This window comes from Paradesertivirga mongoliensis (assembly GCF_024436395.1).
Taxonomy (GTDB): Bacteria; Bacteroidota; Bacteroidia; order Sphingobacteriales; family Sphingobacteriaceae; genus Paradesertivirga; species Paradesertivirga mongoliensis.
The window spans coordinates 353753-366461 of sequence record NZ_JAFMZO010000002.1; the positions used below are offsets into that span (position 1 = coordinate 353753).

The following is a 12709-nucleotide window of genomic DNA, read 5'->3' on the forward strand; positions in this document are numbered from 1 at the left end:
CAGCGCCCGATCTTTGTTTCTATACAAAGAATCAAACATGGAACACATAACAACAGATATTTGCATCATAGGCGCAGGACCAGTTGGACTATTTGCCGTATTCGAAGCCGGCCTGTTAAAAATGCGATGCCACCTGATAGACGTTTTACCACAGGTTGGCGGACAATTATCAGAGATATATCCCCAAAAGCCTATATACGATATCCCGGGATTTCCGGTAGTTAATGCCCAGGATCTGGTAAACGGATTGATGGACCAAATAGAACCCTTCAAGCCGGGTTTTTCGCTCGGCGAACGTGTCGATCATCTTGAACGCCTAGATGATGGCACATTTATCGTGAGAACCAACGAGAGCACTGAAGTTCATAGCAAAGTGGTGGTTATTGCCGGAGGCCTGGGATGTTTCGAACCACGCAAGCCCGCAATTGACGGCTTAGAAAGCTTCGAAGGAAAAGGTGTATCCTATATGGTAAGGAATCCGGAAACCTACCGGGATAAGAAACTGGTGCTTTCTGGTGGCGGAGATTCTGCCCTCGACTGGACCATTTTTCTTTCCGAAATTGCTTCAGAGGTAACTCTGGTTCACCGTGGAGACACGTTCAGAGGTGCGCCCGATTCGGCCGAAAAAGTGTTCGATCTTGCAAAAAGCGGGAAAATAAATCTGGTTCTGCAATCTCATATCACAGCTATTAGCGGAAACGGACATTTAAAACAAGTGACCGTGCAGGGAAAAGACAACGAGATAAGAAACCTGGAAACGGATTATCTGATCCCTTTATTTGGATTAACACCGAAGCTGGGACCTATTGCCGAATGGGGACTCAATATCGATAAGTCGGCCATTGAAGTAAACACGTTAGACTATTCTACAAACATTGATGGAATTTTTGCTATCGGCGATATCAATACCTACCCCGGAAAGCTGAAATTAATTCTCTGCGGCTTCCACGAGGCTGCGTTGATGGCACAGAGCGCATTCAAATATGTTTACCCCGACCAAAAATTAAGTTTCAAATACACCACAGTATACGGAGTTAATACTTTTTAGAAATGATACATATAAAAGTCGAAGATAATAAGGGTGAAGTTCAGAATCTCGAGATCCCGGAAGGAATTAATCTGAACTTGATGGAAACTCTAAAAGCCTACGAATATCCGATAAGAGCAACATGCGGCGGCATGGCACTCTGCTCTGATTGCCACTGCGAGGTGCTGGAGGGTTGGGAAAAATTACCAGAAGCCCAGGAGCAGGAATTAATTACGCTGGATTCTAGACCCGACGCAAGTTCTGCCAGCAGGCTTGCCTGCCAGATCAAGCTGGCTGACGAAATAAATGGTCTGTCAATAAGACTGATCGGAGAAAGTGAATAATGATCACTCCGGCCGGTTATAAAACAATTTAGGGCCCTCTGCTTTTATATGATAGCTATAAACACTATGCTATCATATAAATACAGCCAAATCCGAGAGTTCAGCGAAGACATCTGTTTTCCACTAAAAACCGAGGACTATGTGGTACAACCAATTATTGATGTGAGCCCGCCTAAATGGCACCTTGGGCATACCTCGTGGTTTTTTGAGACTTTTCTACTTAAGCCCTATTTACAAGACTACGAAGAATTCGACCCAAACTTTAACTACGTCTTTAACAGTTATTACGAAACGCTGGGTAACCGGGTAATCAGAACAGACCGGGGTAATTTGAGCCGCCCTACTGTCGAAGAAATTTATAACTATCGGAAGTATATCGACGAGCAGATGGGTTTTCTTCTGTCAGACGCCACTTTAAGCGAAATGCTCAAAGACCTGGTATTACTTGGCTTAAATCACGAACAACAACACCAGGAACTTTTATTTACCGACATTAAATACATCCTCGGACATAATCCACTGTTTCCGGCCTACCGGACTGGCCGGCAAGAATTTCACAAGGTATCACCCATCCGCGAATACATTGAAATCCCGGAAGGTCTTTATGAAATTGGGTTTGAAGGCGAAGGATTTTGCTTCGACAATGAGCGCTGCCGTCATAAAGTATTTTTAAATACCTTTCAGATCAGCACGTCGCTGGTAAACAACGGCGACTACCTGGAGTTCATGGAGGCCGGTGGATATACAAATTTCAAATATTGGCACCTTGAAGGCTGGGAATGGGTAAAACAAAATCAAATTAAAGCGCCGCTCTACTGGCATGAAATTGATGGTTTGTGGCATAATTACACATTAAACGGCCTTAAACCAGTAAACCCGGACGAACCCTTGTGCCACGTCAGCTATTATGAAGCACACGCTTTCGCTGCATGGGCAGGAAAACGCCTTCCCACAGAATTTGAATGGGAAGCAGCCTCGCCCAAATTAAGCTGGGGCAAACGCTGGGAATGGACAGAAAGCGCATATCTCCCTTACCCTGGATTTAAAACCGCCGAAGGCGCCATAGGCGAATACAACGGTAAATTCATGGTAAATCAAATGGTACTTCGGGGCGCATCAGAAGTAACCTCTCCGAAACATAGCAGAAAAACGTATCGCAACTTCTTTCAACCTAACCTTCGATGGCAATACAGCGGTATCCGCCTTGCACAATAATTATGAATCAAACCAGCACAGATAAACAATCAGAATCGCTCCAAACCTTTAAACAGGATGTAATTAACGGCCTCCGTTCTTCGCCCAAGCACTTGCATTCCAAGTATCTATATGATAAACGAGGCGACAAGTTATTTCAGAAAATAATGGATGCTGAACAGTACTATGTAACCGACGCAGAACTGGAGATCTTCAACACCCGTTGCCGGGAAATGCTTGAAGTAGCCAATCGTTTTGAGGGCAGATTTGATGTGATTGAATTAGGAGCGGGCGATGCATTAAAAACCACTGAACTTCTGAAATGCCTCACGGATGCAGGAAAAGAAATCACCTACTATCCTATCGATATCTCTCCAAACATCGTGCAGGTGGTTGAAAAAGAACTTCCTGAACGGGTAAAAAGCCTGAAGATTAAAGGGATTGTGGGCGACTATTTTGTTGCTCTGGAAGAGGCTAAAACTCTATCTAAAAACCCTAAGCTAGTTCTGTTTCTGGGAGGAAACATTGGCAATATGCTTCCTGCTGATGCCCTGAAGTTTTGCAGGGAGCTTAATAAACATTTGTCTAAAGCTGATATGGTTTTGATAGGTTTTGATTTGAAGAAAAACCCATGGACCATTTTCAATGCCTACAACGATAAAGAGGGTATCACGCGTGAGTTTAACCTGAATCTTCTGCATCGGATTAACCGTGAACTTGATGCCAATATCAAGGTTAACCAGTTCGAACATTACGAAAGCTACGATCCGGAAACAGGCGCCTGCAAAAGTTATCTGTTTAGTTTGAAAGACCAATCAATCACTATTGATGGCGCTGAAATATCTTTCCATGAAAATGAACATATCTTTGTTGAAACGTCGCATAAATATACCCTCGAGGAAACTCAGGCTATGGCGAAAAAATCCGGATTTAAACCGGTAACACAACTGTTCGATTCGAAAAACTGGTTTACCGACGTGATTTGGGAGAAGAAATAACGGTTACTTAATCAGATGATCTGCTCTTCGTAAACCAGTTTGCCTTTAGGTAATTTTCTGGTGGTGTCAATTACCCAGGCAGACAAGTATACACAACCATCTGCTTCGAAGCGTAATTTAAAAAAACCTTTAGCCTTAATACCATAACGCAGGTGTTTACCGTCTTGCACAACATATTTCACTTTCGAACCCGAACCGCTTACAATGAAGTGATTATTTTGCTTGGAAATGTATTGCAGATTATGTTCATGCCCAGCCGCATAGATCAGACCCGGATATTCTGCTAAAATTTCTTTGAGTTTCTTTCTTAATCGCCGGTAGCGCGGATGTGCGATATCTTCTCTCGCACCAAGAAACTTCCTGTAGAGAGGAAGAAGTGAGCCGATTCCGGGTAAGGGTATCCAGGCGTCTTCATCATACAAGGTAAGCGGGAATATGTGGTGCTTTAACTTGAACTTGCCCCCGTGTATGGCATAACTGTAAACAGGATGATGGCCCGCTACCAATAAATGTTTGCCTTTATTGCGATCGAGGATTTCGACCAGCTTTTCGAAAAACTCTTCTTCGGTTGACACCCCGCAACCATATTGTTTACCGATGGGTCGCAGGCCGGTTTGCAGCCACCATTGCGTGTCTATGGCCACAATCGTGAGATGTTCATTAAGGTTAATTTCAACCGGGCCGGGACATCCGTTAGCAGGTAAAAACACTTCCCGATCACCGAATAGTTGTCGCATATATTGCTCCTGGCGGATAATGTAATCGTATCCATCCTTCCTGCCTTTGTTCCAATCGTGGTTTCCTGCAATAAAAATCAGCTTACCGTTATAATTCTTCAGAATCTCATAATGCTGATTCAGTGTTCTCTCGGCATTTTTCCTTAGGATATTACTTATAGGTGGCATTCCGCGGGGATAAATATTATCGCCCAGGAAGATAACCCCTGAAGGTTGGTCTGTGTCGAAATGAGAGCAAAGTGTTTGTAAAACTGGATCGGGACGGGCCAGTGAAATATCGCCCGTATCGCCGATTAAAAATAATTCGAAGGGAACTTTCGGCTGATGTTCAGTCATAATGTGCTAACAAGCCTTTGTCTCGATTGTTGAATGATTTACCACTTGGGATGCTTTTTATTCAGAAATGCATCAATTCCCTTTTTACAATCGCCGTTCAGGCGAGCGCGGGCATTAGCGCGGGCTGCATAGTTTAAAGCGTCATCAACAGACAAATGCTGAATTTTGACCAACAGCTCTTTAGTTGCTTTTATAGACTGGGAAGAAATATTTTTTACAAGAGTTTCGGCGTAAGCCTTAACTGCATCGGCAATGGCATTTTTTTCTTCAATAAAATTGATCAGGCCGTATTTCAGCGCGGTCTCGGCGGTTATCAGTTCTCCGCTTAATAATAGCTCCCTGGTTCTGCCCTCTCCTATTCTTCGCAGCAGGAACGTGGCTACCAAAGCTGGAATAAATCCGATCTTAACTTCAGTATAGCCAAATATCGCTTCTGGAGAAGCAAAAATAACATCACAAACGGTAGCTAATCCACAGCCCCCGGCGATAGCGTTTCCTTCTACCTGGGCAATCACCGGTTTATCCAGATTATAAATAGTTGAGAACAACATTTTCAGCCGGATAGAATCGTCGAGATTTTGCTGGTAAGTATTTGACTGCAATTGCTGGAGGTAAGCCAGATCGGCCCCGGCGCTAAAAGTATTGGCGGAGCTTTTGAGAATAACTACTTTCACTGCGGGATCAGATTCCGCTTGTTTAAACGCAGATTGGAGCTCTGCGACGAGCTGAGGGTTGAGGGCATTTCGCTTCTCTGGCCGGTTTAATGTAATGGTGGCAATCCTATTTTCGATCCCGAAAAGAATGAATTCTCTCATATGTGTGCGCTCATTAATTCAAAGTTAAGCTATAAGCCGGCTTTTTCTTTAACACATAATAATTAAGCGATAACGCCGATGCTTCTTCCGACCATTGTTTGATGAGGTAGTCGGGATTAGTTGCATCAATCAAAAGCAATTTAAAATTTACGTTTTTAACAAGCTCTTTCAATTTCACTTTTGGCTTTCCGGATAAAAGTAATGCATCAACGCTTAAACGATGGGAGAAAGAATAGCGATCTAAGGTCTTATCCCAAAGCAGCATCCTCCAGTTTCCAAATTGAAAAAAACGGCCATTTGAAGAAATCGGCTTGCTGCCCACTGCATCTTTTAAATAATGATAACGCATCTCATCCGATTTTGATTCGATAGCAGCATGCACAGAAAAGCTGATTGTTTTATGGGCGCTGTCTAAATCACTAAAAACATTCGCTTGTCCCGACGAGAAAAAACTAAACGCTGTATTTTTTCTAAGGCTATAGAATGTGATGTTTCTTTGGTTCAATAACAAAATAGAGCTGAAGGAATGATAAGAAACGAGAAGGAACACACATGCAAACGCAGCATACAGTGTGCGTTTATTCCGATATTGTAAAGACCAGACCAATAAAACGATAAGCAGGTAGAGAATGAGATAATATGGGAGACCATTGTATGCCGAAACAGTCGCAAAGGGTAGCTTTTCAATACGATACAACCCTTCATCCATAAATATTATTCCTCTTTCCAAACACTGGCCTAAAGGTTTCAGAACATTGTTCCATGGAATAAATAAGAAAGCTATCCCCAGATACATAGTTACTATCACGGGTAACACAATAAACAGATTGCTTACCAGGAAGTATACCGGAAACTGGTGAAAATAGTACATACCCAGCGGGAAAGTCGCTAGCTGAGCGGCACATGAAAGAGCCGTGTAACTCCATATTTTATCGCCCAGCCCGTTTTTGATATACAACAAATGGTAGATTTTCGGATAAAAATAAATCAGGCCTAAAACCGCCAGGTAAGAGAGCTGAAACCCGACATCAAATAAAAAGATCGGATTATATACCAGTAAAAACACGGCCGAGACGGCGACCAGATTATACGAATTAGTGTTTCGGTAGATTGCCTTTCCAAGCACATAAATACTCAACATCACGGCTGCCCTGCAAACCGATGGCGAAAATCCAGTGATTACTGCATAAAACCAGATCAGGGAGATGATGATAACAGCCCTTAAAATACGGAGGGCTTTATTCCGTCCCATGAACCATAATAAAGCATTCAAGATATAAAACACAAGTCCCACATGCATACCCGAAACCGAAAGGACGTGCATAGTTCCGGTTTTTGAGTAAGCGCTTAGCACTTCACGGCTCAGTTCTGCCTTATAACCAAGAATAAGAGTCGATGCTACGGCTGCCGCCTCATCATTGTGAATATATTTTGAGTACTTAAGCACCAAAGAGCGCCGCAATGCCTGAGAGAAACCAATAATTGAATTGTCGGCGGCTCTGCTTAACACTCGTATCTCAGATTCATCCGCGAAAATCTGGTGGTAGATACCGCGATTTGCAAGAAAAGCCCGGTAATCAAATTCATAGGGATTATACGGCGGCTCTACTTCAGTAAATGCGGCCGGTATAAGAATTTTATCCCCATAGCGGAGAGTTGAAGGTGAATCGCCTTGCTTCAGAGCCACCAGTAATCCTCCCTCACGGCACTGAAACTTTCTGTTTACAAGCCCTTGTTCTGCTTTGCCCTCAAATCGGAGAATCCCTTTGTTCTGTTTAGGTTCAGAGTTCACAACCAACACTAAACCCTGGTCGGTATATTTCGAAAAATGGCTCTTACTTATTCTCGGATCTTTCGAAATTGCCAATGCAACACCCGCAAAAAAGACGAGCAAATTAACAGCTAACCCAGGTTTCCATCGGCTCAGATATATTTTATAACGCTTGTAGAAGTATGTCGAACACCAAACGAAAATCAGCGAAAGAATACTTAACAGTAATGTGAGATGATAGATAAAGACCAAAGTCGGTAACACGGTGCCGGCCGTAATGCCAAGAACGAGCGGAAACAGGAGCCGAACAAAAATCAATTCTCCTTTATAATTGTGGCTAATCAAAATTGAAATCTTAACTGAAGTTTAACATCCGACTTGTTATGGCCCTCAATTTCTTCCGGCCCGGTTCCTATGGATTCAATATTAGTATATGAGCTAAGCGCATACCTACACCAAAGGTCTGTTGAACGGTTTATCCTCCAGCGTCCATTTATGTAGAAGCGAATACCACTATTCTGGTAGGCGGGAATTGAATAGCTATAGAGAATATCATTCTCGAAAGCGTAAACCCGCGAATTAAATCCTGGGGTATCGAATAATGCAAATCTGATGTTCCCCGAAAACTTTGAACTCAGCGGACGATATAGGATATCCTGAAACGTCATAAAGCCGTTCTCACTATTTTTATCCTTTTCGTAAGCAACCATTTCGAGCCGGTTCCTCAGCTCTAAGGCTTTAGAGATCTTATAATTAAACTCGAGTCGATAGTTCTGCTTTTTTACGTCAACCAGGTAGTTCATCACATAGTCCCCAGCATCATTTTCTTCTTTTTGCTCGTATTTATATCTCAGGATGATATTCGTCCGCTTGGAAGGCGAATGAGAAAATTGTGAAAGGAACTCATGCCCAGATGATGGTGCGTCGACCCTGAATCGCAGCCAGGGAAATTTGAAAAAGTCCGCGTAAAAATTAAACTCTGTTTTTTTGCCGGGCGAAATCACCAATCCGGAATAAAAGCCCTTTTCATTTACCGCATTAGTACCCTCTGATACAGCCTGATTAAAAAACGAGTGATAATTTTTTTGATAATTTCTCTGAAATACGATCAGAGAAACTTTAGGAGAGATACTCGCCAGAACGCCGTTTAAAAAAGCGGTGCCACTACCGAAGCTTTTTGCAGCTTCGCCAAAAAAGTAGAAATTGCGCCAGCTGTAATTGTAATACGCCCCCAGGTTGGTAAGTTTATCGGAAGCAAATCCGGCAATAGAGTAACCGCTATTATTTTTATCAAAAGGATGTCCGAACATCGTTTGATAGGCAGTCAATCCCAGTCTCCATCCGCCATCGGCGAATTGAAGATTGGCTCCATACACCTTTTGTATAATGGCTTTTTGAGTCTCAATTTCACTACCTGTACGATGGAAACCCGTGGTATTCAACGATGATATGCTCTTAGCTCCATCTACCTCATCAACACGGCCGTCTAAATTTCGAATAGAAACAAATGGCGTAAAGTCCCAGTTTCGAAAATTCACTGTAGCCGAGACGCCCCTTAAGAATAATACTTCATTTGTGGAAGAATACGGCCTTAAGCCAATGTTGTTCTTTGTGATTGCCGCCACAGCCGCTCCTTTTCCAAAGCTCAATCCCGACCACATAGTCAATCCCTGACCGAATTGCAACGAGTAGTCGCCTAGAACCAGTTTCCTGAGACGACCTTTTCCTTTAAAGCTGACGTTGGCTGAATAGAAATCGAATCCCTGAGTTTGTGCCCCGGAAAAGAAAGCCTCGCCCGGATCTTTTTCCATGGTAATAGCTGCCGATAAAGACTCTCCATAATTATATCGGTAGCGACTTAAGAAGCGCTGAGGACTGCCTGCATAACCTGAGCCCGTAGAATTTTCGCCTGATTCATAGCCCTTCTGTTTGTGTAACACCTGAGCATAGGTAAACATCCATTCAGCCTTTCCCTTGTTAAAAAGATTTTTGAGATTAAGCTCCGGGAAAGTCGAGGCATCACTAAGCGTACAGAAGGGGATTAGTCGTTTTATTGCTTCGTCATCAAACGCTGATATCGATTGAAGCTCCAGAAGTTCGATAAGCGGTCCGTTTTTATTTCGATATTCTATAAGGGATTGAATCTGAAGCGGTGTTAAAAACATCAATTCCTGTAGCTGTTCCAGGGATACTTTGTTAAGGTTAAATGGATTTTTCTGGTAATGATTTAACCGTTCCTGTAATTCAGAATAATCGAAATCTTCCGTTGCTGTCTCGGATAATGATTCGATAATATTTTCAATAAGATGATCATTACTCTCTTGGGCCCTGAGTTTGATGGCAACCACCGACAGGAAGCCGGTAAATAACAAAACCTTAAAATTCATAGCTTAATGCTACCTGAGGAGAAAATCCCAGAGTTGGATGTGAAGATGCCGTCGCATCGACTTTTAAGTCGTTTAATTGATAACCGACGCCCGCAAATTGCCGGAACGGATTTATCGACATGCCCCCTCTGAAAGACAGCCAGCTGATGGCTGCGTATTCCAGGCCATATCTAAAATCAGAAGTCCCGGCTAATTCCTTGATCGCTCCACCATTAAACAGTACCTTATCGCTAAATCTATATGAAGCTCCAAATTCCAAACGTACCGGGATTGCTGCATCAATCTGAGTATCGTAGCCCCTGCGGTTAGGGTTAGCGATGTGAGTTCCTAAAATTAACCTGTCATTAATGGTGTATTGCAACCCAAATTCTACCGAATACGTCTGTGTACTGCCATAATCAGCAATTTTCACCTGATGAAGATTGACGTTAGCAGCGGCAGAAATTGTCCCAAAGCTTTTTGCATAAGTAAACCCTATTTTCTGTTCACTATAGGCGGAGAATCCATAGTTCTGCAAACTCAAACCAAGGATGTTACGGCCAAAAGGATACACGAGTACCGCCGATTGAGTATTTAGTTCAGGATTTAGATAGCTATTACGGTAAGATACCGAGGCCACAGGATTTTTCAACGCTGTAATGCCAGATTGATTAGCTTGCAAACTCCAGGCATCCTGCAAGGCAACACCAATATTCCCAAGCGCTGTGATTCGCGGGCCTAAATTAATATCTTGTGAAAATACAGGTAGTGCAAAGCCCCAAAAGACACATAAAGCACTTAGGTAGAGACGCTTCATGGGTTGAAAGTATAAATTTTTAAATTAAAATGAAATAAATTCTAATTCTTGCGTTACATTAGGCATACGATAGCATCTAACAAAAATTAACATAACGACATGAAAAAACTTATTTTAAGCGCTGCTTTGGCACTATCCGTCACTCTGGGCTTTTCGCAAAAGAAAATTACTGAAGGCAGCATCACTTACCAGGTAGAATACGAAGTTCCGGCGAATATGCAGGCGATGAAGGCTTCCCTGCCCACTGAAGTTAAAGTTTATTTTAAAGGAGATTCCACGTCTGCGTCGAACAAAAGTGCCATGTATTCAAGCAACTTGATTATGAATCCGAAGACAGAGTATCAGCGGTTGCTGCTTGAAATTCCGATGATGAATAAAAAGCTGTCGGTGAGATTTACTCCGGACGATATCGAAACTATGAAGGAAAGCTTTCCGGAACTTACATTTACAGAGGGTGCAGAGACGAAGTCAGTTGCGTCATATACCGGCAAAAAATATACAGTAAGCGATAAAAAAACCGGGAAAAGTGCTGATGCTTATTTCACTAAAGAAATCGAAATTCCGGCCAATTCACTAACCCAGTATTTTGACAAACAATACGGCTTTCCCTTAGAATTTACTACTTCCCAGCAAGGAATGACAGTGAGAGCCCTAGTGAAAGAAATAAAAGAAGAGAAGGTCCCGGCCGGATCGTTTTCTGCAAGCAAAGACTATGAGGAGATCTCATTCAGCCAGCTTCAGGGAATGATGGGAAGAAGATAATTTTCGCGGAAAAAATTAAAGGAGGGCTTCGGCCCTTTTTTTATGAGGAAAAATTTCCTTTTAGGGTTCTCAATGTTATTGAAATCCTTTTCTCTTCTACCGGCAATATGCTGTGCTGCCAGTCGGTTCGGGCCGCACCTGCAATTACATACAAAGACCTTCGCCTAACGGGCAACGAAATAAGTGATTGTCTGCTTCGCTTCTCTTCACCATGTGGCCGAAACCTGAACGTACAATCCGACAACAAAGAAATTCCGGCTATTAGTTCGAAGGGAGGCGCATCGCGGTGCCAGTTAATTACGGCGTTTGCCGGATATTCAGTAAATAATATCTCGGCAAAACTTTCGGGTTTTAGCGCTAAAAAACGGGTAACTTTTTCGATTAAGCCGTCGAATCTCGCAGGTATGTCTTTACCTTTAGAAAGCGTACGGCGGTCAAAGCTCCAATCGTAACCGAAACTGGCTGTTTTCCGCTTAGCTTCATAACCCTGAAAAACAAAAGTTTTTAGTTGGAGAGACGATATTTCGTTAAGGAGATCATTTTCCTCCTGTTGGTTGATAAATTCAGGAAAATATTGAAAGCCCCGGGGTCCGGTAGTTTCAAGAGAGAATAAAGTGTCCATTCCATTTTTAGAGAAAAAAACATGCCAGCGAATTGTCGCTGCAAGTGGCAACGTTTCCTTGAATTAAATACCGATTTGACTGACGGCTTTAGCGTCGAATCGTCTCTGAAGGGACGACCTCATGAATGCTCTTGTTTAATGCTAGACTAATGTTAGCTAAAACTAATGTTATTAACATGCTATGATTAAATAAAAACGGAAACAGGCAACCGATCTAATCTGCCTGGCGTACCTGAAGGTAAAACCATCAGATATGAAAATCAAGTTAACTAACCGGCTGATTGCTGCCTTGACCGTAACAGCCTTCTTAACGTTTCCTGCTTGTAAGAAAGACAAAGATCCGGTAGATAACACCAAAAAGGTTACCGTACAGCTCTCCGGAATGCAGGAAGTACCACAAAACAACAGTACAGGTACTGGTACCGCGCAAATTACGTTCGACCCGGTTGCTAAAACCATTGCATATTCGCTGGTCTGGCAGCTAGGCAGCAGTACAGCTACCACATCTAACATGCACTTTCATGGGGCAGAAGATGGATCAGATCTAAAAAGTTCACCTGTAACCATTGGCATTACAGGCTTTGCAACAGGCAGCTCCGGTTCTCTTTCTGGTGTAACACGTGCATTAACTGATGTAGAAGTTAATCAATTACTTACTGGAAAATGGTATCTCAACATTCACAGTTCTACTGTTGGCTCCGGCGAACTGCGTGGTAATATCAAATTTAATTAAGTACAAGTCTTGGTTCCACTCAAGATATTTAGCTTATTCAACAGCTATTACTTGGGTGGTTTTTTGTTATAGGACAGCTGTAGATAAGTGTTAGTACTGACTATTAAATCCATATAAAATCGGGTGTAAAACTAAGAGGGCCTCGTACAAAAAAGCCCTGGCATATGCCGGGGCTTTCAATTAAAGT

12 protein-coding genes are annotated in these 12709 nt (G+C 42.7%); 6 read left to right on the top strand and 6 right to left on the bottom strand.

Going from position 1 to position 12709, the window contains the following annotated elements; translation table 11 throughout:
• Positions 1-37: 37 nt before the first annotated feature.
• The 4 genes from J3P43_RS07560 to J3P43_RS07575 all read left to right on the top strand — a co-directional run bounded on the left by J3P43_RS07560 (position 38) and on the right by J3P43_RS07575 (position 3563).
• A complete protein-coding gene (locus tag J3P43_RS07560; protein WP_255900871.1) occupies positions 38-1048 on the top strand; it encodes an NAD(P)/FAD-dependent oxidoreductase in 1011 nt (336 codons plus the stop codon).
• Positions 1049-1050: 2 nt separating this feature from the next.
• Positions 1051-1371 (top strand): 2Fe-2S iron-sulfur cluster-binding protein, encoded by a 321-nt coding sequence (locus tag J3P43_RS07565; protein ID WP_255900872.1) that lies wholly within the window; start codon positions 1051-1053, stop codon positions 1369-1371.
• Between the two features lie 66 nt (positions 1372-1437).
• On the top strand, positions 1438-2586 hold the full coding sequence (gene egtB / locus J3P43_RS07570; protein ID WP_255900875.1) for an ergothioneine biosynthesis protein EgtB: 1149 nt from the start codon (positions 1438-1440) through the stop codon (positions 2584-2586).
• Between the two features lie 2 nt (positions 2587-2588).
• Positions 2589-3563, top strand: coding sequence for an L-histidine N(alpha)-methyltransferase (locus J3P43_RS07575; RefSeq protein WP_255900876.1), 975 nt, complete (start codon positions 2589-2591; stop codon positions 3561-3563).
• Between the two features lie 11 nt (positions 3564-3574).
• Here the strand turns inward: J3P43_RS07575 and J3P43_RS07580 are convergent, their stop codons facing one another.
• From J3P43_RS07580 to J3P43_RS07600, 5 genes are all read right to left on the bottom strand, one after another.
• Entirely contained in the window at positions 3575-4636 is a 1062-nt protein-coding gene (locus tag J3P43_RS07580) for a metallophosphoesterase (RefSeq protein ID WP_255900877.1), read from the bottom strand.
• A 38-nt stretch (positions 4637-4674) separates the two neighbouring features.
• The gene (locus J3P43_RS07585) at positions 4675-5451 is read right to left on the bottom strand and encodes an enoyl-CoA hydratase/isomerase family protein (protein ID WP_255900878.1); all 777 of its coding nucleotides are present in this window, start codon (positions 5449-5451) and stop codon (positions 4675-4677) included.
• Between the two features lie 13 nt (positions 5452-5464).
• Positions 5465-7486, bottom strand: a complete 2022-nt coding sequence (locus J3P43_RS07590) for a ComEC/Rec2 family competence protein (RefSeq protein ID WP_255902311.1) — start codon at positions 7484-7486, stop codon at positions 5465-5467.
• A 77-nt stretch (positions 7487-7563) separates the two neighbouring features.
• The gene (locus tag J3P43_RS07595; RefSeq protein WP_255900880.1) at positions 7564-9609 is read right to left on the bottom strand and encodes a ComEA family DNA-binding protein; all 2046 of its coding nucleotides are present in this window, start codon (positions 9607-9609) and stop codon (positions 7564-7566) included.
• On the bottom strand, positions 9599-10405 hold the full coding sequence (locus J3P43_RS07600) for a PorV/PorQ family protein (protein WP_255900881.1): 807 nt from the start codon (positions 10403-10405) through the stop codon (positions 9599-9601). Before J3P43_RS07600 ends, J3P43_RS07595 begins: the two co-directional genes overlap by 11 nt.
• 99 nt (positions 10406-10504) lie before the next feature.
• Between J3P43_RS07600 and J3P43_RS07605 the strand changes: the two genes are divergently transcribed.
• The gene (locus J3P43_RS07605; protein WP_255900882.1) at positions 10505-11167 is read left to right on the top strand and encodes a hypothetical protein; all 663 of its coding nucleotides are present in this window, start codon (positions 10505-10507) and stop codon (positions 11165-11167) included.
• A gap of 40 nt (positions 11168-11207) precedes the next feature.
• On the opposite strand, the gene J3P43_RS07610 is transcribed toward J3P43_RS07605, so the two are convergent.
• Complete coding sequence (locus tag J3P43_RS07610; protein ID WP_255900884.1) at positions 11208-11789, bottom strand: alpha-ketoglutarate-dependent dioxygenase AlkB; 582 nt, start codon at positions 11787-11789, stop codon at positions 11208-11210.
• Positions 11790-12042: 253 nt separating this feature from the next.
• Here J3P43_RS07610 and J3P43_RS07615 point away from each other — a divergent pair, with 253 nt between their 5' ends.
• Complete coding sequence (locus tag J3P43_RS07615) at positions 12043-12522, top strand: CHRD domain-containing protein (protein WP_255900885.1); 480 nt, start codon at positions 12043-12045, stop codon at positions 12520-12522.
• The last annotated feature ends 187 nt before the right edge of the window (positions 12523-12709 follow it).